This window comes from Mesorhizobium sp. M8A.F.Ca.ET.208.01.1.1 (assembly GCF_004791315.1).
In the GTDB taxonomy this organism is placed as follows: Bacteria; Pseudomonadota; Alphaproteobacteria; order Rhizobiales; family Rhizobiaceae; genus Mesorhizobium.
Genome location: NZ_SRUT01000008.1, coordinates 143,680 through 169,162 on the forward strand (window position 1 = coordinate 143,680; position 25,483 = coordinate 169,162).

Annotated in this window: 27 protein-coding genes; 16 read left to right on the forward strand and 11 right to left on the reverse strand. The window is 63.7% G+C overall.

Annotated elements, in window-relative coordinates:
- Positions 1 to 30: 30 nt before the first annotated feature.
- From EN851_RS27690 to EN851_RS27700, 3 genes are all read right to left on the reverse strand, one after another.
- A complete protein-coding gene (locus EN851_RS27690; RefSeq protein ID WP_127870879.1) occupies positions 31 to 1,275 on the reverse strand; it encodes a sugar ABC transporter substrate-binding protein in 1,245 nt (414 codons plus the stop codon).
- A gap of 75 nt (positions 1,276 to 1,350) precedes the next feature.
- Positions 1,351 to 2,136: an SDR family oxidoreductase gene (locus tag EN851_RS27695; RefSeq protein WP_127870880.1), complete on the reverse strand. Its 786-nt coding sequence runs from the start codon at positions 2,134 to 2,136 to the stop codon at positions 1,351 to 1,353.
- On the reverse strand, positions 2,133 to 2,891 hold the full coding sequence (locus tag EN851_RS27700; protein WP_135930419.1) for a FadR/GntR family transcriptional regulator: 759 nt from the start codon (positions 2,889 to 2,891) through the stop codon (positions 2,133 to 2,135). The genes EN851_RS27695 and EN851_RS27700 overlap by 4 nt, the downstream gene beginning before the upstream one ends.
- Before the next feature lie 131 nt (positions 2,892 to 3,022).
- Between EN851_RS27700 and EN851_RS27705 the strand changes: the two genes are divergently transcribed.
- The 4 genes from EN851_RS27705 (at position 3,023) to EN851_RS27720 (ending at position 6,275) form a co-directional block, all read left to right on the forward strand.
- Complete coding sequence (locus EN851_RS27705; protein ID WP_245511638.1) at positions 3,023 to 4,162, forward strand: mandelate racemase/muconate lactonizing enzyme family protein; 1,140 nt, start codon at positions 3,023 to 3,025, stop codon at positions 4,160 to 4,162.
- Positions 4,163 to 4,220: 58 nt separating this feature from the next.
- Positions 4,221 to 5,087, forward strand: a complete 867-nt coding sequence (locus EN851_RS27710; protein ID WP_127871028.1) for a DUF6772 family protein — start codon at positions 4,221 to 4,223, stop codon at positions 5,085 to 5,087.
- Complete coding sequence (locus EN851_RS27715) at positions 5,087 to 5,422, forward strand: hypothetical protein (RefSeq protein ID WP_127870883.1); 336 nt, start codon at positions 5,087 to 5,089, stop codon at positions 5,420 to 5,422. The genes EN851_RS27710 and EN851_RS27715 overlap by 1 nt, the downstream gene beginning before the upstream one ends.
- A gap of 70 nt (positions 5,423 to 5,492) precedes the next feature.
- Positions 5,493 to 6,275 carry an SDR family oxidoreductase gene (locus EN851_RS27720; RefSeq protein ID WP_127870884.1) on the forward strand — a complete coding sequence of 261 codons (783 nt, stop codon included), beginning with the start codon at positions 5,493 to 5,495 and terminating at the stop codon, positions 6,273 to 6,275.
- 53 nt (positions 6,276 to 6,328) lie between these two features.
- Here the strand turns inward: EN851_RS27720 and EN851_RS27725 are convergent, their stop codons facing one another.
- A complete protein-coding gene (locus EN851_RS27725) occupies positions 6,329 to 7,651 on the reverse strand; it encodes an MFS transporter (RefSeq protein ID WP_127871029.1) in 1,323 nt (440 codons plus the stop codon).
- A gap of 205 nt (positions 7,652 to 7,856) precedes the next feature.
- Here EN851_RS27725 and cyoA point away from each other — a divergent pair, with 205 nt between their 5' ends.
- The 8 genes from cyoA (at position 7,857) to EN851_RS27765 (ending at position 16,114) form a co-directional block, all read left to right on the forward strand.
- The gene (gene cyoA / locus EN851_RS27730; protein WP_135930420.1) at positions 7,857 to 9,035 is read left to right on the forward strand and encodes a ubiquinol oxidase subunit II; all 1,179 of its coding nucleotides are present in this window, start codon (positions 7,857 to 7,859) and stop codon (positions 9,033 to 9,035) included.
- Between the two features lie 10 nt (positions 9,036 to 9,045).
- Positions 9,046 to 11,043, forward strand: coding sequence for a cytochrome o ubiquinol oxidase subunit I (gene cyoB, locus EN851_RS27735; protein WP_135930421.1), 1,998 nt, complete (start codon positions 9,046 to 9,048; stop codon positions 11,041 to 11,043).
- 9 nt (positions 11,044 to 11,052) lie between these two features.
- Positions 11,053 to 11,679 (forward strand): cytochrome o ubiquinol oxidase subunit III, encoded by a 627-nt coding sequence (gene cyoC, locus EN851_RS27740; protein WP_135930422.1) that lies wholly within the window; start codon positions 11,053 to 11,055, stop codon positions 11,677 to 11,679.
- The gene (gene cyoD, locus EN851_RS27745; RefSeq protein WP_135930423.1) at positions 11,676 to 12,053 is read left to right on the forward strand and encodes a cytochrome o ubiquinol oxidase subunit IV; all 378 of its coding nucleotides are present in this window, start codon (positions 11,676 to 11,678) and stop codon (positions 12,051 to 12,053) included. Before cyoC ends, cyoD begins: the two co-directional genes overlap by 4 nt.
- The gene (locus EN851_RS27750) at positions 12,050 to 12,865 is read left to right on the forward strand and encodes an SURF1 family protein (protein WP_135930424.1); all 816 of its coding nucleotides are present in this window, start codon (positions 12,050 to 12,052) and stop codon (positions 12,863 to 12,865) included. The genes cyoD and EN851_RS27750 overlap by 4 nt, the downstream gene beginning before the upstream one ends.
- The gene (locus tag EN851_RS27755; protein WP_135930425.1) at positions 12,862 to 14,214 is read left to right on the forward strand and encodes an ATP-binding protein; all 1,353 of its coding nucleotides are present in this window, start codon (positions 12,862 to 12,864) and stop codon (positions 14,212 to 14,214) included. The genes EN851_RS27750 and EN851_RS27755 overlap by 4 nt, the downstream gene beginning before the upstream one ends.
- The gene (locus EN851_RS27760; protein ID WP_189343529.1) at positions 14,204 to 14,740 is read left to right on the forward strand and encodes a response regulator transcription factor; all 537 of its coding nucleotides are present in this window, start codon (positions 14,204 to 14,206) and stop codon (positions 14,738 to 14,740) included. Before EN851_RS27755 ends, EN851_RS27760 begins: the two co-directional genes overlap by 11 nt.
- 111 nt (positions 14,741 to 14,851) lie before the next feature.
- Entirely contained in the window at positions 14,852 to 16,114 is a 1,263-nt protein-coding gene (locus EN851_RS27765) for a DUF763 domain-containing protein (RefSeq protein ID WP_135930426.1), read from the forward strand.
- Positions 16,115 to 16,132: 18 nt separating this feature from the next.
- On the opposite strand, the gene EN851_RS27770 is transcribed toward EN851_RS27765, so the two are convergent.
- Together EN851_RS27770 and EN851_RS27775 are read right to left on the reverse strand one after the other, a co-directional pair.
- Positions 16,133 to 16,333: a KTSC domain-containing protein gene (locus EN851_RS27770; protein ID WP_127281024.1), complete on the reverse strand. Its 201-nt coding sequence runs from the start codon at positions 16,331 to 16,333 to the stop codon at positions 16,133 to 16,135.
- A gap of 67 nt (positions 16,334 to 16,400) precedes the next feature.
- Positions 16,401 to 16,838, reverse strand: coding sequence for a GFA family protein (locus EN851_RS27775; RefSeq protein ID WP_135930427.1), 438 nt, complete (start codon positions 16,836 to 16,838; stop codon positions 16,401 to 16,403).
- A gap of 167 nt (positions 16,839 to 17,005) precedes the next feature.
- Here EN851_RS27775 and EN851_RS27780 point away from each other — a divergent pair, with 167 nt between their 5' ends.
- A complete protein-coding gene (locus EN851_RS27780; RefSeq protein ID WP_127281025.1) occupies positions 17,006 to 17,617 on the forward strand; it encodes an alpha-ketoglutarate-dependent dioxygenase AlkB in 612 nt (203 codons plus the stop codon).
- 122 nt (positions 17,618 to 17,739) lie between these two features.
- Here EN851_RS27780 and EN851_RS27785 read toward each other — a convergent pair whose 3' ends face one another.
- From EN851_RS27785 to EN851_RS27805, 5 genes are all read right to left on the reverse strand, one after another.
- The gene (locus tag EN851_RS27785; RefSeq protein WP_135930428.1) at positions 17,740 to 18,525 is read right to left on the reverse strand and encodes a DUF1236 domain-containing protein; all 786 of its coding nucleotides are present in this window, start codon (positions 18,523 to 18,525) and stop codon (positions 17,740 to 17,742) included.
- Positions 18,526 to 18,645: 120 nt separating this feature from the next.
- Complete coding sequence (locus EN851_RS27790; protein ID WP_245520818.1) at positions 18,646 to 19,347, reverse strand: RraA family protein; 702 nt, start codon at positions 19,345 to 19,347, stop codon at positions 18,646 to 18,648.
- Positions 19,347 to 20,462 carry a mannonate dehydratase gene (locus EN851_RS27795; protein ID WP_135930429.1) on the reverse strand — a complete coding sequence of 372 codons (1,116 nt, stop codon included), beginning with the start codon at positions 20,460 to 20,462 and terminating at the stop codon, positions 19,347 to 19,349. The genes EN851_RS27790 and EN851_RS27795 overlap by 1 nt, the downstream gene beginning before the upstream one ends.
- Positions 20,463 to 20,466: 4 nt before the next feature.
- The gene (locus EN851_RS27800; RefSeq protein ID WP_135861855.1) at positions 20,467 to 21,252 is read right to left on the reverse strand and encodes an SDR family oxidoreductase; all 786 of its coding nucleotides are present in this window, start codon (positions 21,250 to 21,252) and stop codon (positions 20,467 to 20,469) included.
- Positions 21,245 to 22,033: an FCD domain-containing protein gene (locus EN851_RS27805; RefSeq protein ID WP_245511974.1), complete on the reverse strand. Its 789-nt coding sequence runs from the start codon at positions 22,031 to 22,033 to the stop codon at positions 21,245 to 21,247. The genes EN851_RS27800 and EN851_RS27805 overlap by 8 nt, the downstream gene beginning before the upstream one ends.
- 135 nt (positions 22,034 to 22,168) lie before the next feature.
- Here EN851_RS27805 and uxuA point away from each other — a divergent pair, with 135 nt between their 5' ends.
- The 3 genes from uxuA (at position 22,169) to EN851_RS27820 (ending at position 25,465) form a co-directional block, all read left to right on the forward strand.
- Positions 22,169 to 23,353, forward strand: a complete 1,185-nt coding sequence (uxuA, locus tag EN851_RS27810; RefSeq protein WP_135861853.1) for a mannonate dehydratase — start codon at positions 22,169 to 22,171, stop codon at positions 23,351 to 23,353.
- 118 nt (positions 23,354 to 23,471) lie between these two features.
- Complete coding sequence (locus EN851_RS27815) at positions 23,472 to 24,614, forward strand: extracellular solute-binding protein (RefSeq protein ID WP_135861851.1); 1,143 nt, start codon at positions 23,472 to 23,474, stop codon at positions 24,612 to 24,614.
- Positions 24,614 to 25,465, forward strand: a complete 852-nt coding sequence (locus EN851_RS27820) for an IclR family transcriptional regulator (protein WP_127278949.1) — start codon at positions 24,614 to 24,616, stop codon at positions 25,463 to 25,465. Before EN851_RS27815 ends, EN851_RS27820 begins: the two co-directional genes overlap by 1 nt.
- The last annotated feature ends 18 nt before the right edge of the window (positions 25,466 to 25,483 follow it).

Consider the following 25,483-nt stretch of genomic DNA (forward strand, 5'->3'; position numbering starts at 1 on the left):
TGCCTTGCCGGCCACGAAGCGGAGCCCCTGTCAGAGCAGCGGCTGGATGGCTGCGCAGACGCCCTTCAGCGCCTCTTCGACATTGGCGTCGGCCCGCCACAATGCGTCGACGCGCGGCGCCATCGCCGCGAAGATCTGCGGCACATGCTCATGCGAGGGATGGACGCGGCCGTTGACGATCGCGGCGGCCACGCTCTTCATCTGTTCCGGCGGGATCAGCTTGTTGGAATTGACAAAGGCGTCGCTCTCCAGAACGCTCTTGCGGGCCGGCGGGAAGAACTGCGCCATGACAGCCACATTGTCCTTGCTGGTCATCTCGGCGACCAACTGGGCGGCGAGCTCCGTGTTCTTGCCCGATGCAAAGACGGTCAGCGCGGCCTGGCCGATGACCGGAGCCTCGCCGGCCGGTCCCGAAGGCAGCGGAGCAATGCCCCATTTGAAACCCGCCTCGGGCATCTTCGAGGCCCGTGAGATCTGGTTCACGGTCATCGCCGAATTGCCGGAGAAATAGTCGCCCTGTTCCCCCGGCGGCACGATCGACTTGTCCTTGAACACCATGTCGTGGAGCTGCTTGACGGCGGCCACCGCTTCCGGCTTGTCCAGGCCGCACTGGCCGTTGGCCCACAGATCGCCGCCATAGGCGCGCACGGGTGGCAGCAAGGCGTGCGTCATGCGCGATGCATAGCCTTCGCCGTCCTTGAACTCGAAGCCCCATTTGCCGGGATTGGCGTCGGTGACCTGCTTGGCGACCTCCTGGAATTTCTGCATGTTCCACTCGCCTTTCGCGGCAAGCTGGTTGGGATCTTCGAGACCCGCTTTGTCGAACATGTCCTTGTTGTAGTAAATCAGGAAAGGCGAGGTCGAGAACGGCATGCCGTAGACCTTGCCGTCCTTTTGCCAGAGCGCCATCGCCGGCTCGGAGAAATCCTCGAAATTGTATCCCTCGGTCGCCTTCAGCGTCGGGCCGATGTCCATGAGCAGGCCGGCGTTCTCGAAGGCCGGTGCGGCATCTTCCATCATCCAGGCGATATCGGGGGCATTACCGCCGGCGACCTGGAAGGTGAGCTTCTGCGTATAGTCGGCGACCGGAACGGTCTCGAACTTCACCGTGACGCCCGGGTGCTTGGCGATGAAACCCGCGGCGATGCCGTTCAGCATCTTGAGATGGGCCTCGTTGCCGGTCCACACCGTCATCCGGAGTTCCTGGGCCATCGACTGTGCCGATAGGGCGCACAGCGCCACGGCCGATAGTGCGAGCTTGATTGCGGTCTTCATGATTTCCTCCCGAAACGCTGATGGTCACTCAACAACTGTGGGCGCGATATCAATGGCCCGGCCGGCGGCGTGTGGTCATGCTGTCGCTCCTGGCAAGGCACCGGGCGCGTCACCGATCGTCCAACCGCCATCGACGGGGATGTCGGCACCGGTGATGTAGCGGGCGGCGTCGCTGCACAGGAAAACGAAAGCGCCGACGACGTCGTCGGGCTGGCCGTGGCGTCCGGCGGGAATCTTCGCCGCAACCGCCTGGCGGAAAGCGGCGTCCCGGTACCGCTCGGCGGTGGCCTCCGTCTCGATCGCGCCGGGCGATACCACATTCATGGTGACGCCGTGCGGCGCGACGTCACGCGCCATGGCGCGCACCGCCGTCAGTTGCGCCGCCTTCAGCGACGCGTAGACGATCGTTTCGGCGCGCGGCCGCCTCGCCATCACGCTGCCGGTCGCCACCACGCGCCCCCATCCGCGCTTTGCCATGGCTGGAACCAGCCGCGTGGCCAAGGTGAACAGGGCCGTGAAGTTGGCCGCGACATGTGCCTGGATATGCGCTTCGTCGACTTCGTCCCAGGCACGGCGTCGCTCGATCGCGCCGTTCGAGACCAGGATGTCGATGGCGCCGTCCGCGACCTCGCACGCGAAGGCCGACATTGCCCTGCTGTCGGTGAAGTCGGCCTCGAGGACCGCGGTGCCGGGACCGATGGCCGCAGCCGTGTCGCGCACTCCGGCGGCGTCGCCGAAATGGTGCAGCGCGACCGTGGCCCCCTGCTGGGCAAGGGCGATCGCAACCGCGCGCCCGATGCCGGAGCTGGCGCCGGTGACCAGCGCTCGACGACCGGCAAGGGAAAAACGGTCCTGGCTCAAGGCGACGGCTCCCCGAGCTTGTCGGCGACCTCGAACGAAGCGATGTCGGCCGCGTCGAAGTGTTCGTGAATGCGCCGGTCCGCGAGGTCGGTGTCGCCCGCCGCGATCGCGTCATGGATTGCCTGGTGCCGTTCAACGGTGGCGCGCCAATCCGCCTCGGTGCGATTGGAGCGTCGTGAGAACAGCTCCGAAACCTCCCGTTGGACCGAACGCATCCCTTCCATCTGGATGCGGATCATGGAATTTCCAGTGGCTGTCGCGAGGCCGAGGTGGAACAGGATGTCGGCCTGTGTGAAATCACCCGGTTTGCCAATGCCGGCCCGCATGTCGAGCAAAGCCTGGCGCATCAGGTCCAGCCCCCGCGGATCGCGGCGCTCGGCGGCCAGCCGGGCGATGCCGACCTCGATGACCCGGCGCATCTCGTTGGCTTCCTGAAGCCGCGTCAGGCTTGAACGGACGGCATAGGCATAGATGCGGTCCATCGGCTCGCCACTGAGCGCCTTCGCGCGCGCGACCTTGCCTTGCTGCGTCGACACCAGGCCCACGCTGGTCAGCTGGCGCAGCGCCTCGCGTGCAATCGGCTTGGAGACGCCGAACTCCCGGGCGATCTCGCCTTCCGGCGGCAACGCCTCGCCAGGGGCGATGCGTCCGTCGAACAGCGCCGCTGCGATTGCATCGGAGACCCCATCCGCAAGGCGTGATGGGCTCGAGGGCTTCACGGCGAAAATCGATTTGCGTGCTGCTTCTGTGGCCATTCGGGATCCTCTTTTGGCTGCCTAGCACGATTGTCCCAAACATAGCAACTAAGTTTTCTGGTTGCTAAGTTTATAAGTGAGCGTTATGACGAGCCATCCGCAGGGACGAGGGAAGTCTGGTATCGATGCGCATGAGCGATCCAACCGTGGCCGGGCCGCTGAAGATTGCCGAGGTGATAGCCCATCCCCTCAGTCAGACGCTGCCCAGGCCTACGGTCACGTCATGGGGCGTCTACGAAAAGGTGTCGCTGGTTCTGGTCGAAGTGCGTACGACCGACGGCATTGTTGGGGTCGGCGAAACCCTGGCGCGATTTTCACCCAAGGCCTATGTCGAGTTGATCGAAAGTTCACTCAGGCCGCGCCTGCTCGGCCAGGACGCTCGCAACATCGGCGCCTTGTGGCAGTCGATGCGCCGCGCTTTGTCGGGCAAGGCAGGCGGTATGCTGATCGAGGCCATCGCCGGCGTCGATATCGCGCTATGGGATATACTGGGCAAGGCAACCGGACAGCCGATCGCCAAACTTCTTGGCGGCGTCGGACGTGATCGCATCGACGTCTACGCGGCGGCCGTCAACTGGGTTGACGACAAAGCCGCCGACGCTGAACTCGACCGCTACGTCGCCGAGGGTTTTACACGCGTCAAGGTCAAGATGGCGCGTCCTGTGCGCGACGCTTGCAAGCGCATCGAGCGCATCCGCAAGCGGGCCGGAGACGCGATCGGGCTCTGTGTCGATGCGAACTGGGCCTACAATCTGGACGAGGCCGTCGAGGTTGGCCGCGCGCTTTCGGCAAATGGCTATTTCTGGTTCGAGGAGCCGCTGCAGCCGGAGAACGAGCAGGGCTATGAGGAATTGCGTCGGCGCTGCGACGTACCGCTGGCCGCGGGCGAGAGCAATTTCACCCTCGACCAGGCGCAACGCCTGATCGCCAACCGCACACTGTCGGTGCTGCAGCCCGACGTGGCGCGCGCCGGCGGCATCTCCGAGACGCGCCGCATGGCCGAATATGCCGCCGCGCATGACGTCCGCTACGCTCCGCATATCGGCATGTCCGGCATCGTCTGCGAGACCGCGAGCGTCCACATGGCTGCCGCGATGCCGAACTTCGGCGTGATGGAATGCGAGTGTGATGCCAGCCCGTTCAAGACGCATCTGGCCGATCTCGCGCCCGGCTGCGTCAGGCAGAAGAACGGCACGCTCGATGTCCCGCAAAAACCCGGACTCGGCATCGAAATCGATTGGAAAGCCGTCAAGAAACTGAAAGCCGAATGAGGCCGAAGACCAGATGAAGAACCAGACTCCAGACCAGACCGGCGACCTGACCGAGGCGATGCGCCTGGCGCTGCTGCGCGCGGACCCCGCGCTCAGCCGTTTCGATCCGCTGCCGCGGATATTGTCGTTCGACAATTTCGCGCGCGGTCATTGCGGCTGGTCGCAGCTTGTCGGCAACTACGAGGACGATCTCGACACCATGCTGCCGGGCTACGCGCAGCACACTAGCGCGATGCTGTCGACGCTCGCCCATTGGGACGCCGGCTCGCATGGCGGGATGGATTCGTCCTATGCCCTCAAGATCGCGACACGACCGGTGGCGGGCGCCCGCAACGTCGCCATCAAACGCCACACATTCCGCAAACGCGGGCCGATCCGTTTCGAAATTTATTTTACCTTCAAGCCGGAGGCCAACACGCTGAAGCTGTCCGAAACCGACGTGCGCTCCGTCGGCCTCCTCTTCGATCTGCAGGGTGGGGACCAGGACGGCAACAACGATCGCGTCATGCCGCATCTGCGCTTCTTGAACGCGCTCGACGGCCAGCATCTGCAGAAATGGCAGTACAAGCGCGAGACCGAAAGGATCACCCCGATCGGCACCGACAACAAGACGATCAGCCACTACCATCTGTCGCCGGAAGGCTGGGTCGATCTTCCCGGCGGATCGCAGCGTCTCTGCTACAACGAAATCCCCACCAAGGTGAACTGGACGTATTTGTGCTTCGATTTCGATCTGGCAACGATGACGGCGCTCGGGCTCAGGTGCAACGATCGCAGCTTTGATCTCTCGGGCTTCGATTCGATCCGCCTCCCGGCGATGAAGAACCTGTGGTGCATGCTCAACTTCGGCCTTTTCGCCGAAACCGACGTCGCCAAACGGGCCTTCCTCTACGTCGATTCCATCTGCATTTCGGGAGATTTCTGATGCTGCCCGAGAACATCACCGCGGTCGTCTCCCGCAACGAGTGCTGGCGTGGCGAAGCCGCCAGCGAGCCCTACGAGGCGGGATGGGCGCGCGAGGCGATCTTCTTCGTGCGGGCACTCAAGCAACCCGTCGGCCCCATCGCCACGGCATGGGTCGAGGTCTCGCCGGACGGCATGCACTGGCTGCGCGAGGGCACCGAGTTTCCGATGCCAAAGGAGCGCGACGCCGTGGCGATGGCGCGGCTAGCCCATTTCGGCAACTGGCTGCGCGTCGCGGCAAGGTTCGACAGCGGCGCCGAATGCACCGTGCTGGTGACGCTGCACCTGAAGGCCTGAACCGGCTCGCGCCAACGTCACAGGCCTCGCCTACGGCTGGCCATCCCTCTTTCGATCTCATGGAGAAATCATGATCGACGTATACGCCACATTTGCCCCGGACAGCTTTGCCGGCAAGACCGTGCTGGTGACCGGTGCCGCGAGCGGCATGGGTTTCGAAACCGCCCGTGCATTCCTCTCCAAGGGGGCCGAGGTCGTGATGTGCGACCGTGATGCGGAAGGCCTTGCAAGGCGCCATGACGAGCTGGGCGGGATGGCCGGGACGCCGCACAAGGTGGTGGCCGACATGGGTGATCCCGACAGCATCGGGCGCATGTTCGACTATTGCGATGCCAGGCTGGCGCGGCTCGACAATGTCGTCACCTGTGCCGCGATCATCACCGCCAAGCGAATCCCCGACCAGGATTGGGCGCACTGGCAGCGCGTGCTGGGCGTCAACTTGCTGGGCACCTTCTTCACGGTCCAGGGCGCGGTGCAGCGCATGCAGGGCAGCGGCGGGGGAAACATCGTCTGCGTGGCATCGGACGCCGGCGTGCATGGCGGTGGCGGCCTTATCGCCGACACGGCCTATGCGGCCTCGAAGGCCGGCACGCTGTCGCTGGTGAAGTCGGTCGCGCGCGAACTGGCGGGAAAGGCGGTGCGCATCAACGCCCTCAATCCGGGGCCGACCGATTCGCCGATGCATTCCCACATCGATCCGGCCCTCAAGGACCGCATCGCGGCCAATCTGCCCATACGCCGGATGGGCCGGCCCGACGACATGGCCGCCGCGATCCTGTTCCTGTGCTCCGACGCCGCGAGCTTCGTCTATGGCGCGGCGCTCGACGTCGATGGCGGTTCGATGTTCCGCTGACCGGCGGGGCAGCCGCCCTGCGACGCTCGCTGACCCTCGCCGCCATAGAGCGTTCAGTCGGTCGGACGGTCCGCGGCCGAACGCCGTCCATCGATCCACAAGGCAAGCAAGGTGCAGGCCGCGCCCGAAAGCAGGTAGGCGCCCGCGGCGATGAGGCCGAAATTGCCGGCCAAAAGCAATGCCGCGAGTGGCGCGAAGCCGGCGCCGAACATCCAGGCGAGATCCGAGGTTATCGCCGAACCGGTATAGCGATGCTGTCGCGAAAAGCTCGATGCGACGACACCCGACGATTGCCCGAAGCTCAGCCCCAGCAGGATGAAGCCCAGCACCATGAACAGGGCCTCGCCAACGGTGCCGCCATCCAGCAGCTGCGGGGCAAAGCCGCTGAACGTCGCGATGGCGATCGCCGAACCGCCGAGCAGCGCGCGGCGTCCGACACGATCGGCGAGCGGGCCTGACGCGACGATGGCGGCGATGCCGAACAGCGCGCTCACCGCCTCGATCGCCAGGAAGCGCGCCGGCCCCTCATTTGTGAACAGGAACACCCAGGAGAGCGGAAACACCGTCACCATGTGGAACAGGGCGAAACTCGCCAGCGGCGCGAAGGCGCCGATAACGACATTGCGGCCCTCGGCCCTGATCGTGTCCCTTATGCGCGTCGGCTGGAGGTCGCCGCTCTCGTACAGTTTCGAGAATTCGGGCGTCACCACGATGCGCAGCCTGGCGAACAGGGCCACGACATTGATGGCGAACGCGACGAAGAATGGATAGCGCCAGCCCCAGGCAAGAAAGTCGTCGGCCGACAGGTTGGCGACGAAGAAGGCGAAGAGAGCGCTGGCCACGATGAGGCCGATCGGAGCCCCCAGTTGCGGGATCATGGCATAGAAGCCGCGCCGGCTCCGTGGCGCGTTCAGCGCCAGCAGCGAGGGCAGGCCGTCCCACGTCCCGCCGAGCGCCACGCCCTGCCCGATGCGTGCCAGCGCCAAAAGCCAGATCGCGACCGCGCCGATATCGCCATAGGCGGGAAGGAACGCGATGGCGACGGTCGAGGTGCCGAGCAGGAACAGCGCGATCGTCAGTTTCGCACCGCGACCGTAGGCGCGATCGACCGCCATGAACAGGACGGAGCCGAAGGGACGGGCGATGAAGGCCAGCGCGAAGATGGCGAAGGAGTAGAGCGTTCCGACGAGCGGATCATGCGTCGGAAACACCAGCTTGGGGAACACGATGACGGACGCGATCGCATAGACGAAGAAGTCGAAGAATTCCGACGTCCTGCCCACGATCACGCCGACCGCGATATCGCCCGCGCTGACCTGGCCATGATGCGAGCCGATCAACTCGCTGTTTGTTTCGGCAGTCGAAGTCTGAGCCATCTTGTCCGTCGCCACCGCGTGGATGAAATACCCGGGACGCATTTGTAGCAATCCCATTGTGCAATGCACACTGCGCCAGACCCGGCCCGGCTGGGCATTGGACAAATTGTCCAATGTCACCGTGCCGTCGCCGGCAGTAGCCCTCTGTCGATACCGCACTGCAACATCACAACGCGCTGCGGCGATCCATCGAGGGCAGTGTCTGATGAAACGATTTGGAGCCTTGCTTCTGCTTTCCCTGGCCGGGCTGTTGAGCGGCTGCGACATGGTCGTGCTCGCGCCGGCGGGCGATGTCGCGGCCCAGCAGCGCGACCTGCTGGTGGTCTCGACCCTGCTGATGCTGATCATCATCGTGCCGGTCATGGCGCTGACGGTCTTTTTCGCCTGGCGCTACCGGCAATCCAACGCCTCGGCGACCTATGCGCCGGACTGGGACCATTCGACGAAACTGGAACTGGTGATCTGGGCGGCACCGCTCCTCATCATCATATGCCTTGGTGCGCTGACCTGGCTCGGCACCCACCTGCTCGACCCATACCGCCGCATCGACCGGATCGAACCCGGCCAGCCCGTCACTCAGCTTCACAAGCCCCTCAGGGTCGAGGTCGTGGCGCTCGACTGGAAATGGCTCTTCATCTATCCCGATTACGGCATCGCCTCCGTCAATGAGCTGGCGGCGCCGGTCAACCAGCCGATCGATTTCCGCATCACCTCGTCGGCGGTGATGAATTCCTTCTACATCCCAGCCCTTGCCGGACAGATCTACGCGATGCCGGCAATGGAGACGAAGCTGCACGCCGTCATCAACCGGCCGGGCACCTATAGCGGTTTCTCCGCCAACTACAGCGGCGCCGGCTTTTCGGGCATGCGTTTCGCCTTCCACGGCCTGTCCGACCAGGCCTTCGACCAGTGGGTGGCACAGGCCAGGACCGCGTCGGCGGCGCTCAACCGCGACAGCTATCTCGAACTCGAAAAGCCGAGCGAGAACGAACCGGTCCGGCACTACGCCTCCGTCGATCCCGACCTCTATGGCGCCATCCTCAATCTGTGCGTCGAGCGCGGTAAGATGTGCATGAACGAGATGATGTCGATCGACGCCAAGGGTGGTCTCGGTCTTGCCGGTGTGCGCAACACCTTGCCGCTGCAATACGACAAGCTCGCGCGGCGTGGCGCGGTGTTCGGAAACGACCCCTCCTATGTCGCCAGCATCTGCACGGCGGAAGAGGCGGCTGCCGTCTCACGCGCGTCGCGCGATGCCTGGCCGAGCTATTGGCCGGCGAAGAACCTGGCGCCGCTTCGCGGTGCAGGGCTGCTCCGGCCGGGAACAGACAGCCGCAGCGCGGAGGCGGATACGCCGCCTCTCGGCCTGCTGCGTGAATTGTGAGTGACAGCCGATGCCCGAAACGCTGACCAAATTCATTTTCGGCCGCCTCACCTTGGAGTCGCTGCCGCTGCACGAACCCATCGTCGTCGCCACCTTCGTCGCTGTGGCGCTCGGCGGCATCGCGCTTCTCGGCGCGATCACCTATTTCAAGCTCTGGACCTATCTGTGGCGCGAATGGTTCACCAGCGTCGACCACAAGAAGATCGGCATCATGTACATGGTGCTGGGCCTCGTCATGCTTTTGCGCGGCTTCTCGGACGCCATCATGATGCGGCTCCAGCAGGCCATCGCTTTCAACGGCTCCGAGGGCTACCTGAACTCACATCACTACGACCAGATCTTCACCGCCCACGGCGTCATCATGATCTTCTTCGTGGCGATGCCCTTCGTTACCGGGCTGATGAACTTCGTCGTGCCGCTGCAGATCGGGGCGCGCGACGTTTCCTTCCCGTTCATCAACAATTTCTCGTTCTGGATGACGGTCGGCGGCGCCATCCTCGTCATGGCCTCGCTGTTCGTCGGCGAATTCGCCCTCACCGGCTGGCTTGCCTATCCGCCGCTCTCCGGCATCGGCTACAGTCCCGACGTCGGTGTGGATTATTACATCTGGGCGCTGCAGGTGGCGGGTGTCGGCACGACGCTGTCGGGCATCAACCTGATCTGCACGATCATCAAGATGCGCGCGCCCGGCATGACGATGATGCGCATGCCGGTCTTCACCTGGACGTCGCTCTGCACCAACGTGCTGATCGTCGCCTCCTTCCCGGTGCTGACGGCGGTGCTCTCGCTGCTGGCGCTCGATCGCTATGTCGGCACCAACTTCTTCACCAACGACTTCGGCGGCAACCCGATGATGTATGTGAACCTCATCTGGATATGGGGTCACCCGGAAGTCTACATCCTCATCCTGCCGCTGTTCGGCGTCTTTTCCGAGGTCACCTCGACCTTCTCCGGCAAGCGCCTGTTCGGCTACACCTCGATGGTCTACGCCACGGTGGTCATCACCATCCTGTCGTACCTGGTCTGGCTGCACCACTTCTTCACCATGGGCTCGGGCGCCAGCGTCAATTCCTTCTTCGGCATCACCACGATGATCATCTCGATCCCGACCGGAGCGAAGATCTTCAACTGGCTGTTCACAATGTACCGGGGCCGCATCCGCTTCGAGCTGCCGATGATGTGGACGCTGGCCTTCATGCTCACCTTCGTCGTCGGCGGCATGACCGGCGTGCTGCTTGCCGTGCCGCCGGCGGACTTCGTGCTGCACAACAGCCTGTTCCTGATCGCGCACTTCCACAATGTCATCATCGGCGGCGTTCTGTTCGGTCTGTTCGCCGGCATTGCCTACTGGTGGCCCAAGGCCTTCGGGTTCAAGCTCGATCCGTTCTGGGGCAAGGTCTCGTTCTGGTGCTGGGTGGTTGGCTTCTGGTTCGCCTTCATGCCGCTCTACATCCTCGGTCTGATGGGCGTGACGCGCCGCATGCGTGTGTTCGATGATCCCTCGCTGCAGATATGGTTCGTCATCGCCGCCTTCGGCGCGGTGCTGATCGCCTGCGGCATCGCCGCCTTCCTGATCCAGATCTTCGTCTCCATCCGCAGGCGCGAGGCGCTTGCCGATCCGACCGGCGATCCCTGGGACGGCCGCACGCTCGAATGGTCGACCTCTTCGCCGCCGCCCGTCTACAATTTCGCCTTCACGCCGGTCATTCGCGACAACGATGCCTGGTGGGACATGAAGCAGGCCGGCTACATCAGGCCGCTCGCCGGCTTCAAACCGATCCACATGCCCAGCAACACCGGGACCGGCATTATCCTGGCCGCCTTCAGCGTCGCGCTCGGCTTCGGCCTGATCTGGTACATCTGGTGGCTGGCGGCGCTGAGCTTCGTCTGCCTCATCGCCACCGCGATCGGCCACACCTTCAACTATATCAGAGACTTCCACATTCCGGCGGCCGAAGTCTCGCAGACGGAGGCGGCGAGGACGACGCTCCTCGCCGCTCAGGGTTAGGGTTTGAGCATGACATCGACGGCAATCACGGCCGGCACCGAACCGGTCTTCCACCTGGAAGAAGAGCATGCGCACGCCGAAGGCGGCTCCACCATGCTCGGCTTCTGGCTCTACCTGATGAGCGACTGCCTGATCTTCGCGATGCTGTTCGCCGCCTATGGCGTGCTTGGCGGCAACTATGCGGCCGGGCCCGCGCCCAAGGACCTGTTCGACCTCGATCTGGTGGCGGTCAACACCGCCATGCTGCTCTTCTCCTCGATCACCTATGGCTTCGCCATGCTGACCATGGACAAGGGGCGCGTCGCGGCGACACAAGCCTGGCTTGCCGTGACCATGCTGTTCGGCCTGGCCTTCCTGTCGATCGAACTCTACGAATTCGCGCACATGATCCATGAAGGCGCCACGCCGCAGCGCAGCGCTTTCCTGTCGTCCTTCTTCACGCTCGTCGGCACGCACGGCCTGCACGTGACCTTCGGTATCGTCTGGATGGCGACGCTGATGATCCAGGTCGCGAGACACGGTCTCATCGAGGCCAACCGCCGCCGGCTGATGTGCCTCAGCATGTTCTGGCACTTCCTCGACGTCGTCTGGATCGGCGTCTTTACCTTCGTCTACCTGATGGGGATGTTGCGATGAGCGCTCATGATCATGCCGAGGGTCACGGCCACGCGCATGGCGGCGCCGCGCACGGATCGTTCAGGAGTTATCTGATCGGCTTCGTCCTGTCGGTGATCCTGACCGCCATTCCATTCTGGCTGGTCATGAGCGGCGTCATCGATGACAAGCAGGCCACGGCCATGGTCATCATGGCCTTCGCGGTCGTGCAGATCGTGGTCCACATGGTCTTCTTCCTGCACATGAACACCGCCTCGGAAGGCGGATGGTCGATGCTGGCGCTGATCTTCACGCTGATCCTGGTTGTCATCGTGCTGACCGGTTCGCTCTGGGTAATGTATCATCTCAACGCCAACATGATGCCCGGGCTGCACGACATGCGCGAGATGCCATGAGCCCGGCGGGCTCTGGGAGGACCAGCATCGAGGCGATCGGACAAACAGGCATCGGCCCGCGTCCCGTACCGCAAGAGCGCGCCGGCAGGTCGACCGTGTCGCGCCTTGTCCTTGTGCTGCTCGGGCTCCTCGGCGTGCTGGTGTTTGCCGGGCTCGGCATATGGCAGCTGGAAAGGCGGGTCTGGAAGCTCGACCTGATCGCCCGTGTCGACCAACGCATTCATGCCCCGGTTGTCGATGCGCCTGGCCCGGAGAGGTGGAACGACATCACCGCGGCCGGCTACGAATACAGCCATGTGCGATTGGCGGGACGCTATCTGGGCGGCGCCAACTCGCTGGTGCAGGCGGTGACGGAGCTTGGCGGCGGCTATTGGGTGCTGACGCCGATGCGGACTGATCGTGGCTTCGTCGTGCTGGTCAACCGCGGCTTCATTCCCCTGGAGCGCAAGGCTGAGTTCGAACGGGAGAGAGGCGGCCCAACCGCGCCGGCCGTCATCGACGGCCTGTTGCGCATGAGCGAACCCGGCGGCGGCTTCCTGCGCAAGAACGACACCACGGGCAATCGCTGGTATTCGCGAGACGTCGCCGCCATAGCAACCGCGCACGGCTTGACGAGCAATGTCGCTCCCTATTTCGTCGATGCGGAAGCGTCACGCATGGAGGGCTGGCCGCGCGGCGGCCTGACCGTCGTGACTTTCCGCAACAGCCACCTGGTCTATGCTTTGACCTGGTTCGCGCTCGCTGCGATGCTCGCCATTGCCCTGGCCAGGCCGATGATCGGCCACGGCCGACGGCGAGGACCCGCGAGATGAGCGTCCCCACGCAAGCGCTTCATCATGACAAATCCCTGGTGGCGGCATCCCTAGCCGGCAAGAACGGGGCAGTATCGCACCCTGATGCAACGAACAGGAAGAACCTGTTCCTGCTCATCCAACTGCGTTGGCTGGCGGTGGCGGGTCAGGTGCTCACCATTCTGGCGACGGAATACTGGTTCGATATCCCGCTGCCGCTGGCGGAGATGGCCGGCGTGGTGCTTTTCCTGCTGGGCCTCAACATCTTCAGCCTGCTGGTCCTGCGCGGCACCAGGCCCATCAGCAACACCCAGCTCTTCGTTGCGCTCATCTTCGACATGGCGGCACTGACGACGCAGCTTTACCTGAGCGGCGGCGCGTCCAATCCGTTCGTATCGCTCTATCTCCTGCAGATCACGCTTGGCGCCGCACTGCTGACGCCACGGTTTACCTGGATCCTCGTGGCGGCTGCGTCGGCCTGCTTCGTCTTCCTCATCTTCCTCTTCCAGCCGATCGCGATCCCGCATCATGGCGGCAGCGATCTCCTGTCCCTGCATATCAGGGGCATGTTCATCTGCTTCGTGCTGGCGGCCGGACTGATCGTGATCTTCATGACGCGCATCAACCGCAATCTGCGCGAGCGCGACGCCTATCTCGCCGATCTGCGCCAGCGCTCGGCCGAGGAGGACCACATCGTGCGCATGGGCCTGCTGGCCTCCGGCGCCGCGCATGAACTCGGCACGCCGCTTGCCACGATATCCGTCATCCTGTCCGACTGGCGCCAGATGCGCACGCTAACGCGCAACCGCGAACTGGCGGCCGACATGGCCGAGATGCAGGCCCAGATCGAGCGCTGCAAGCGCATCGTGTCCGGGATCCTGATGTCTTCCGGCCAGGCGAGGGGCGAGGGAACGATACGCACGACCATTCGCGGTTTCCTCGACGATCTGGTCGAAGAATGGCGCATCAGTCGCCAGCCATTCAAGCTGGACTACAAGAACGATTTCGACCCGGACGAGCAGATCGTATCCGACACGGCGCTGAAGCAGGTCATCTTCAACGTGTTCGACAATGCCCAGGAAGCATCGCAGGATTGGGTCGGCGTCACCGCCGAGCGGCAGGGCGACAAGCTGGTGATTTCCGTGCGCGATCGCGGGCCGGGTTTCAACGAGGGTATTCTGGCAGCACTTGGCCAACCCTATATGTCGAGCAAGGGACGGCCGGGCGGCGGTCTTGGCCTGTTCCTCGTCATGAACGTGGTCCGGAAACTGGGAGGCGATTTTTCGGCGCGCAACATGGAACAGGGCGCCTGTGTTACTCTTTCGCTGCCGCTTGCGGCGCTGACCGATGGAGATGATCGTGAGGCCTGATCGATCCCTGTTTATCGTAGAGGACGACGCCACCTTCGCCAAAACGCTGAAGCGCTCCTTCGAAAAGCGCGATTACGACGTCGTCGTCTGCCACGACCGGGAAGCATTGCTTAGCGCCCTCGAAACAACTGTTCCGGCTTATGCTGTCGTCGACCTCAAGCTTGGAGCCGGCGGCTCCGGACTGGAGTGCGTCAAGCTGCTCAGCGCCCGCGATGCTTCGATCAGGATTGTCGTGCTGACGGGGTTTGCCAGCATCGCCACGGCTGTCGAGGCGATCAAGCTCGGCGCGAGCCATTACCTGGCGAAACCCGCCAACACCGATGACATCGAAGCCGCCTTCGGCCGGGCCGAGGGCGATGTTTCCGTACCGCTCTCCTCCCGGCCCACCTCGATCAAGAATCTGGAATGGGAGCGCATCCACGAAACGCTGGTCGAAACCGGCTTCAACATCTCCGAAACGGCGCGCCGGCTTGGCCTGCATCGCCGCACTCTGGCCCGCAAGCTCGAGAAGCGCGTGGTGAGATAGCAGAGCGCATTTGCGTTCGCGACCGGGCCGGGTGCGACCATTCAGTGCTTCCGTGTGCGCTCCGGGATACCTATTTGTCTGAGATTCGCGGGCACCGGAGCAGGCAAGGACGTGGCGCAACGATCGGGCAGTGCTGATCTTCCCCTTCACGGCGGACGTGTGCCGAAATGGCTGGGCGATCGCATGACGCGTCTCGGCGCCGTCATGTGCGAGGCGATCATCCATCACTATGGCCGCAATGAATTGCTGCGGCGGCTGGCGCATCCGTTCTGGTTCCAGTCCTTCGGCGCCGTCATGGGCATGGACTGGCACTCGTCCGGCATCACGACCAGCGTCGTCGGCGCCTTGAAACGCGGTCTCACGCCGCTGTCGGGCGAGCTTGGCATTCATGTCTGCGGCGGCCGTGGCGCACATTCGCGCAAAACCCCGCATGAACTAGCAGCCATCGGCGAGCGTATCGGCTTCGACGGCGCGCGCCTGGCAACCGCCAGCCGGCTGGTCGCCAAGGTGGACAGCGCCGCCGTCCAGGACGGTTTCGACCTCTATTTGCATGGCTTCATCGTCACCGACGACGGCGACTGGGTGGTGGTGCAGCAAGGCATGAACGGCGACAGCAAGGTGGCGCGCCGCTATCATTGGCTGTCCGAGGGTTTGAAGAGTTTCGTCGACCAGCCGCATGCCGCCATTGAAGGCGCCAACCAGGGCGAGATCGTCAACCTGACCGACCGGCGCGCCGAGGCCTCGCGCCAGGGACAGCTGGACCTGCTCCAGGATCTCGGGCCGGACCGCATCATTCGGGAGTTCGCCGCCTTGGAACCCGGTGCCGCGCCGGCTCCGGCGCAGCCATTGCTGCCGCATCTAGTCATGCCGGCTCACCATGATGTCCGCGAAAGCGATGTCGTGATGCATCGCCTTCACGGCAACATGGCCGCCGCCGCCGAGCGGGGTCCCGCCGATTTCGCCGAGCTTCTCCTGGTTCCCGGCGTCGGCGCCCGCACGGTGCGCGCATTAGCGCTGGTTGCCGAAGTGGTGCATGGCGCGCCGTGCCGGTTTTCGGACCCGGGCCGTTTTTCGCTGGCGCATGGCGGCAAGGACAGGCATCCGTTCCCTGTTCCGCTCAAGGTCTATGACGAGACGATCGGTGTGTTGAAGTCCGCCGTGCAAAAGGCCAGGCTTGGCCGCGAAGAGGAAATCGGCGCATTGAGGCGGCTCGACGATCAGTCGCGGCAGGTCGAGCGATACGTCACCGGTCCCAGCCTGAAGGAGATTGTCGCCGGCGAATTCGACCAGTCGCATCTGCTTGGCGGCCGCAGTGTCTTTGGTTGGGAACCGCCGCCGGATGAGGTGACCGCCGGGCAGAACAAAAAGGCGTGACGGGTCGCTGGCGGGGTATCACGCCACGCGACGGTAGCTGTGACGATCCTTGATGAATTTATTGAAGAAGCGGCCTTTCGAGGAAGCCCTCATGAACGCCGCATAGGTAGCCGGGGAGACTTCCTCATAGTCATAGCGGTTGCCGTGCGGCACGAACCAGACCGAGAGGGTCCTGGTCGCGGGATCATATTGCGTGCTTCGAATGACGTTCGACGGCATGGTGGCACCTGACGGCTCCTCCGATTAACCCGCCAGGCATGGTCCGGTTCCGTACCGCCCGAAGGTGCTACCTGTCGCGTGGATTGCCGAATTTCTCGTCGCGCTTCCTCGAATATCGACCGATGCGCGGCAGCTCGTCGGCAAAGTCGACCCAAGGCAGCCTCAGGTCCCAATAGGCATGGGCATGTGGCTGCAGCCCTTCGGGTCTGTCGAAGAACCCGATTGTCAGATACAACTCGTCCGGCAGGCCTTCGTCGCTATAGCCTATGGAGCTCCCACAGTCGGGACAGAAAGTACGGACAACGCCCGGCGTCCTGGAGAAAGCCTTTGGCGTTCCCTTCAAAAGGCGGAACTGACTCGGCCGATATCCGACCCAGATGGTGAGCGGACTGCCGATCGCCCGTCGGCAATCGTCATCGTGATCGTAGCATATCCAGAAAGGCTCACCGTCCATGGCGGCGGCAATCGCACCGCAAAAGCAGGCCCCGGTTTCAACGCGCGGCATCCGGCACTCCAAGGCTGGAACAAGTCCGGCGGCCTCCGACGGAACCGCCGTCTCCTAAACTTTCACGCCGCTCCGGTGTTCCGTTGCGCCGGTTTCGAGATGTGTCCGAGGCAAGCAAGCGCGGTTCCCGTCTTGCCCTGTGGTCCGGCCTTCACCATCTAGGCACGATGTCGCCGCTCAAACCGAAAACAGCCGGCCGTGTGGCCCAGTACGATCTCTTTGGTGCCGCTCAGGATGATTTGCCGGAGGGCTTCGCGTACCAGCCCGGACTGATCACGCCGCAAGAGGAAATCGAACTTGTCCGACAGCTTGAAGGACTGCCCTTCAAGGCCTTCGACTTCCACGGCCATCTGGCGAACCGGCGTGTCGTCGGTTTTGGCCTTCGCTACGATTATGACCGGCGCGAGGTCGTCGAGGCACCGCCGATCCCTGACTTTCTGCTGCCCCTGCGCGAAAAGGTCGCGGCCTTTGCGCGCCGGCCCACCGACGCCTTCGCCCAGGTCTTGATCAATGAATACCGGCCCGGCGCTGGTATCGGCTGGCACCGCGACAAGCCTCATTTCGAGGACGTCGCGGGCGTCTCGCTGCTGGCGCCCTGCGATTTCCGCCTTCGGCGCGAGAACGGGTCCGGATGGGAGCGCCGGACCGTCACCGTCGAGCCGAGATCGGCCTATCTCATGACGGGCTCTTCGCGAACAGAATGGGAGCACAGCATCCCGCCGCTTGCCGAGCACCGCTACTCGATTACCTTGCGGACATTGCGGTCTCGGAATTCCTGAGCTGCGCTGAGGTGTGCAGGGGAAGCTGCCCGCATCCATCTCGCCATAAGTGCTCAACCCGACCCGCGTGCGGCGGAGCGGGTTGAGCAATGTCGTGCTGTTAAATTTTCCTGGAATTGCTCCTAGGTCAGGATCAGCACGATCTTGTAGGTATCCGGATCGACGATGACGATCCGGCCGTCGGCGAGAACGAAATACTCGTAGGCTTCGTAGGCCGGAACGATCTTGACGATGCGAGCCGGCAAACGATGCAGCCTGATCTTGTGCCGCGGGACTTCGATGCCGACGGAGACGTCGAAATTGACGCTGGCGACCGGCTCGACCTTGGTTTCCCTGAACACCTGGGTGATCTGGGTCTTCTGTTCGACCGTCACATTGCTGATGGACGCGGTCGAAGTCTTGTCCTGCGTGGAGGCCTTACCCTGAGCCTGCTGATCGGTCTGGACCTTAGCCTTGCCCTGGGCCTGCTGGTCCGTAGTGGCGCCTGCCTTGCCCTGGGCCTGCTGATCGGTCTGGACCTTAGCCTTGCCCTGGGCCTGCTGGTCCGTAGTGGCGCCTGCCTTGCCCTGGGCCTGCTGATCGGTCTGGACCTTAGCCTTGCCCTGGGCCTGCTCGTCCGTCTTGGTGCCTGCCTTGCCCTGAGCCTGCTGATCGGTCTGGACCTTGGCCTTGCCCTGGGCTTGCTCGTCCGTCTTCATCTTGGCCTTGCCCTGAGCCTGCTGATCAGTCTGGGACTTGGTGCCCTGTGCCTGGTCCTTCATCTTCGAGCCGTTTTGGCAGTTGGTCGTGCCGGATGCGCAGTTCGTATCCGCTCCTGATTGGCTTTCGGGGGGCTGCCGTGTCTGAGCCATCGCCGTCCCGCAGCCGAGCCCGATCGCAAGCATGCTGGTCATGAGAACATGTTTCATAGGAAATCTCCTTCGGAGAGTTCGTCCCTTCAAGGGGGGAACTTCGACCAAAAAAGATTGTTCCGGACTGGATGCGTTAATGCCGCCACCCACGGCTGGATCCGAGCCCCTCGGGACCGATCACATGATGCCGAAAGTCCTGTAGGCTTCCACCGCGCTCATGCCTTCGCGGATCGCCCTGGCGACGAGCTTTTCGCCACGCACTTTTTCCAAGGCCAGCCGCACCACTTCTTCCTCGGCCTGTCGCGGGATGACGATAACGCCTTCCTTGTCGCCGAACAGCAGCGTCCCCGGCTCGATCCGCACGCCGCCGATTTCGAGCGCGCAGCGATAATCGATCACCTTGCCGCGCACGCCCTGGTCCTGTGCGTAGTAACCGGTGCAGAAGCAGGGAAATCCAAGCGCCTTGATGCCGTCCGTGTCGCGGGCGAAGCCGTCGACCAGGGCGCCGTGCGCGCCGAGGATTTTGGCGCGCGTCGACATCAGCTCGCCCCACAGGGCGTAACGGGGCGAGGCACCGCTCGCGACGTAGATCTCGCCGGGCTTCAGATCGTCCAGCGCCTCGAACATCAGCCCGAACGGCTTGGTCATCAGCGGATTGTGCGTTGGTCCATTGGACAGGAAGATGTCTGTCTCAAGCACCGGCATGGCCCGCCCGAGCAGCCGTGTCTTGTCGTCGACGGGCTTGAACACGGGCGGCAGGAACTGGTGCTGCAGCCCGATCGTGTCCATCACGTCGCCAACCACGGCGACGAAGAGTTCGGCCTCGAACAGGCGATACATTTCGGCGTCGTCACCATAGACGCGAATAGATCCGGCCATCAGGCTTGTCTCCGAGCGTCAGTGGATTGGCTGGTGCGGGAAGGCCCGAGCGCCGCGGCGTTCTGCACCAGCGCGCGCATATAACCCAGCGCAAAGGCCTTTCCGGCGTGCCAGGGCGCGTCGCAGGACATTTCCGGCGTATGGTCGGGGATCATCACGCCTTGATAGTTCTCATCGCGCAGGATGCGGACGATCTCGGCCATGTCGATGTCGCCATCATCGACGAAGGTCTCGTGATATCTGGGCACCTTGCCGCGCACGTTGCGGAAATGGATATAGCCGATACGGCCGCGTCGGGCGAAGCGCCTGACGTGGCCGTAAATATCCTCCGTGCCAGGCATCTCCTGAAGCGAGCCGAGACAGAGTTCCAGACCGTTGGACGGCGAGTCGACGATGTTCATCAGCCGGTCGTATTTTTCCGGCCGGTTGACCAGCCGCGCCGCCCCGCGCAATGCTTCGGCCGGCGGATCGTCGGGATGCGCCGCCAGCATGACGCCAGCCTCTTCGGCCACCGGGACGATCTCGCGCAGAAACACGTCCAGGCGCTGCCAAAGTTCCTCGCTGCTGACGCGCACGGGTTCCGCATCCGGCCTTCCCGCACGGTAACGCATGTTCCAGACGACGCCGTCTGGCAGCGGCAGATCGGCATCGATGGCGGAGAGATCGAGCCCGACCGACATCGCCTCGCCGCGCGCGAAAGGTCCACGCGACCAGCCCCAGACCCCGGCAATCGAGAAATTATAGCCGATGCAGGGAATGCCGGCGCGCCCGGCGTCGCGGATAAGGCGCTTCAGCCCCTCGATCTGCTTTGCCCTGTCGGGACCACCGAGCAGGATGTCGGACCAGAAGCGAGGCGAGAAATTCTCGATCGCGGCTATTTCCAGACCATTGTCGCGCACGGTCTTCACCAGGCCGGCGAAATCCTCGTAATTCCAGAGTTCGTCGGCGGAGCAGTCGCCCCAGCCTTCTTTCTCGCTGCCGGCGGACAGCGAAGGGTCGCGGCCGCGAAAATAGTTGGTGAGGTGGGCAACGATGTGGGTCGCGCCTGCCTGTCGGGCAAAGCGGAAATTATCCGGCGTGAGCGACTCCCGGTAAAGGCCAAGACCGATCTTCATGGTGCTACTTCACGCCAATGCCGGCGGTCAGCCCGCCATCTATTCTGTAATCGGCGCCGGTGCAGAATCCGGCCTTCGACGAGCACAGGAACGCGATAAGCTCCGCCACTTCCTCGGGCTCGCCGATGCGGCCGAGCGGATGGGCGGCGCCAAAGCGCCTGTAGGCCTCTTCGACGTCGGCATCGCTGCCATTGTTGCCGCGCGCGGCTTTCTCCAGGATCGGTGTTCGGATCGAACCCGGGCTGACCGAATTCACCCTTATGCCCGATGCGGCGTAATCGAGCGCCAGCGACCGCGTCAGCGTGTGGATGGCGCCCTTGGTCGTGGCGTAGGCGGCGACATTCTGCTGGCAGGCAAAGCCCTGCACCGAGGCGACGTTGACGATGGCACCGCCGCCGCGCTTGACCATTTCCGGGATGCCGAAATGCGCGGTCAGGTAGATCGAGCCGACATTGACCGTCATCGCCCGGTTCCAGGTTTCCCAGTCGGTCGTCGTTGCCGTTCCATAGGGATGCACCGCCGCCGAATTGACGATGACATCGATGCCGCCGAATTTCGCGACGCCGGCCGCGACCGCCTCGCGCACCTCGTCGGCAACGGAGACGTCTACGGTTTGCACCAAAGCGCTCGCCCCGGCCTTGGCGAGGCTTTCCTGCATGGCGGCGTTGGCTGCCCTGTCGATGCCGCAAGCGACGATCGAGGCACCACCTTGGGCCAGGCGCCTGGCGGTGGCCAGCGCGATGCCGGTCGTGCCGGTGATCAGCGCAACCTTGTTCTCGAAATCAAGCATGGGGCAAATCCTTGGGAAGTGTTCTGTCTGGCGACGGGGTCACCGGCGCGGTTCGGGCGTTTTCGAGATCGTCGGGAACGAAGCGCAGGCCGAAGTCGAGGTGCCGGCTCATCAGGTAGCTATAGGCGATGCGGTCGCGCGCACGCAGCGCCGCGATGATCTCGCCATGGGCGTGGCGTGTTTCGCTCAGCACCGGCCGGATGGATTTGCCGACGGTCATGATGTGGAGGATGACCGGCGACAGGAACTGGTAGGTCTGCACCAGCATGCGGTTGCCGGCGAGCTTCATCAGCGCCAGGTGGAAATCGAAATCGCGCTGCGCCGCCTCCTGCACATCCCTGGCGGTTTCGATCAGGCCATTGACCTCGTCCAGGGCGTCGAGTTCGGCGATGCCGGCATTGAGGATGATGTGATCGCCGACGCTCACCTCGATGATGCGGCGAAATCCCTGTATGTCGTGAAAGGACGTCTTCGATATGTCCATTTGCGCGGCAAAGAAATTCTGGATCGCGACGCTCTGCCTGTCGGCCAGCACCGCGCCGACACGCGGCTTGGGGTCGATCAGGCCATAGGTGCGGATGGTGCGCAGCGCCTCGCGAATCGTGTTGCGGCTGGCGCCGAACAATTCGCCGAGCTCCCGTTCCGTAGGCAGGACGTCGCCGACGGACAAGGCCCGATTGCGAATGAGGTCGAGGATCTGCCGCACCGTCTGGTCGACGGCCGAACTGCTGATTCCTGCTTCTTCAGACGCTTCCATCGGCTCGCGGCTCGCCTGTTCCAACAGCTAGTTCCTTGCGATTTGTTGGACCAGATTAGAGTTCTGTCGATCAAAAATCAACCTTGAGCGGCAATAAAGGTTCTGTTGACAGGATGGTGGTCCAACAATATGGTCGCCGCCAAACAGTGAGGAGACTTCATGGAACAGTGTTGGCGCTGGTACGGTCCCGATGATCCGGTGACGCTCGAGCATGTCAAACAGGCTGGCGCCACCGGCGTGGTTTCGGCGCTCCACCAGATTTATGACGGCAGGGCCTGGCCCGAGGCCGATGTGCTCGAGCGCAAGCGCATCATCGAGGCCGCTGGGCTGACCTGGTCGGTTGTCGAGAGCATCCCGGTCCACAATTCGTTCAAGATCGGCGCGCCGGAGCGCGAGCGCTATGCCGGCTATTATCGCGACAGCATCCGCGCGCTCGCCAAGGCCGGCATCGCGACGATCTGCTACAATTTCATGCCGGTGGTCGACTGGACCCGTACCGATCTGGCCTACCGGCTGCCGACGACGGGCTACGCCTTGCGTTTCGACGCCATCGACTTTGCCGCCTATGATCTCTTTGTCCTGCAGCGCAAGAATGGCGCGGCAAGCTACACGCCGGCGCGTATCGCCGAGGCCGAGCAACGCCTGAAGGCGCTGACGCCGGAGCAGATCGACCAGATCGAGCGCAACCTGATCGCCGGCCTGCCGGCAACGGAGCGCAGCTATAACAGGGACAGTTTCCGCGAGGCCCTGGCGGAATACGATGCGATCGGGCCGAAGGAACTGCGCGACAACCTCGCCTGGTTCCTGCGCGAGATCATTCCGGCGGCTGAAGAGGCGGGGGTGCGCATGTGCATCCACCCCGACGATCCGCCATTCTCGCTCTATGGCCTGCCGCGCGTCGTTTCCACGGCCGAGGATGCGCGTTTCATCCTCAACGCTGTCGACAGCCCCGCCAATGGCTTGACCTTCTGCACTGGTTCCTACGGCACGCGCGCCGACAACGACATCGTCGCCATGGTCAAGGAATTCGCCGACCGCATCCATTTCGTCCATCTGCGCAACATCACCATCGAGGACGACGGCTCGTTCTATGAGGCCGAGCATCTCGAGGGTGGCACCGACATGGCGCATGTCATCCTCGCTTTGATGCAGGAAGAGGCGCGCCGCCGCGCACAAGGCCGCGCCGACTGGCGAATCCCGATGCGGCCGGATCATGGCCACCTGCTCGCAGACGACATCGGCAAGAAAAAGATCAATCCCGGCTACTCGCTGATCGGTCGGCTGAAGGGCCTCGCCGAGCTGCGCGGCATCATGCGCGCCGTCGAGCGGTTCGGCCTGGCCTGAGGCCATCGGAAGGCGAACTGCCGTTTGCATATGTAAAAGTTACTTGTCTATGTGAAAATACCTGCTACTAGTCGGCGGGCCGGGCAGTCATGCCCGGCTCCAGGGAGGAATGCCTGAAATGACAAGGCTGCGCGGTCTTGCGTGGGATCATCGACGTTGCTGGGGTCCGCTGGACGCCAGCGTCGCGCCCTATTGCGCTGGCAATACCGGCCTCGAAATCGAATGGGACCGCCGCAGCCTGTATGAATTCGGCGAGGGCGCGCTCGGTCCGGTGCTCGGCACTTACGATCTGGTCGTGTTCGACCATCCCTTCATAGGCGACATCGCGCAGGATGAGCTGATGGTGCCGTTCGACGCGCATCTGTCGGCGGAGCAAATACGGTTCTTCGAACACGATTCAGTCGGCGGGTCCTGGCGCTCCTACGAAAGGAACGGACGTCAATGGGCACTGCCGATCGATGCCGCCTGCCAGGTCGCGTCCTATCGCCCTGACCTGCTGGAGCGCTACGGGCCGGTGCCGCGCACGCATGACGAGGTGCTGGAACTCGGCCGGCTTGCGCGCAAGGACGGCAAATGGCTCGGTCTGCCCTCGGTCCCGACGGATGCCATGTGCATGCTTCTGACGCTCGGCCATCCGCAGGAGGCCGGTGAGCAATTCATCGCCAGGCAAAGGGTCGAGCAGGCCATCGCGCAGTTGCGGGAGCTGGCGGCGCTTTCGCATCCGGACTCGTCGAAATGGAACCCGATCCGCTGCTATGACCACATGATCGCGCATGACGACGTGGTCTATGTGCCGTTCGCCTTCGGCTATGTGAATTACGCGGCGAAAACCGACGGGCCATATCTGCGCTTTGCCGACGTGCCGACGCCGGGCTCCGCCGGCGCCTTGCTCGGCGGCGCCGGCATCGGCGTCAGCGCCCAGTCGAAACACAAACAGGCGGCGATCGACTATGCGCTCTTCCTGTGTTCGCCCGACTACCAGCGCGGCGATTATGTGAAGGCGGGCGGACAGCCGGGATCGCTCGCCGCCTGGAAAGACGCCGAGGTCAACGCGCTTTCAGGCGGTTTCTTCAGCGCCACGCTTCGGACCATCACGTCGTCCTATCTGCGTCCGACGCATCCAGGCTTCATCGCCTTCTTCCGCGAATGCGCGCCGCATGCGGCGGCCGCCATCGCCGGCGAGGTATCGGCGGCCGACCTTACTGACCTCGTCAATCGCCTCTACCGCGAAACCAGGCAACCGGAAGGCAGCATTGCGTGATGGCCGCCAGCGTTGCCGATACACTCGACGACGGCGAAGCCGGCCGCAACGGCTATCGCGTGCCGGCGGTGGACAAGGCGCTCGACGTTCTGGAGTTCATGGCCTCGAGTGCCGAGACGCTGACCCAGACCGAGATCGCGGCCGGCTTGGGACGCTCCATCCACGAGATCTACCGCATTCTGCTTCTCCTGGAGAAGCGCGGCTACATCTTCCGCACCCAGTCGGACCGTTTCCGTCTGTCGCTGAAGCTGTTCGAACTGGCGCATATGCATCCGCCGGTAAACCGGCTGGTCGAATGCGCACTGCCGGCAATGCGCGAACTGACCGCCAATGCCGACCAAAGCTGCCACTTGGTGGTGCGCGAAGGACAAAACGCGCTGGTGGTGCTGCAGATCGATTCCCCGCTGCCGATGCGTTACTCGGTGGCGCTGGGGTCGCATTTCCCGATCCTCGAAACCAGTTCGGGCGCCGTGCTGCTTGCCCATTCGAACCGGGCCGAGCGCGACCGGATCGTCGAGCGCATCGTGGCCGCCGGCGAAGGCCAGGGCAGTCGGGCTGAAATCGAGGCGCGGCTGAACGAGGTCGCGAGGCTCGGCTACGAGATGCGCGCCTCGCTGGCGGTCGAAGGCTGCACCAACATCTCGATGCCGGTGCGCGACCACACCGGTGCCGTCATCGCCGCGCTCACCGTTCCGCTGCTGCCGCAAAAGGCGGCGCGGTTCGGCCGCGAAGCCGTTTTCGAACGCACCCAGGCCGCCGCCGAAAAGATATCGGCGGCACTCGGCTGGTCCGACTCCGCCTCTTCTTTACGTGCCGACCCGGAACGGCGGGACTACCCGTTCAGCGACTAACAAAAGCGATAAATCTGG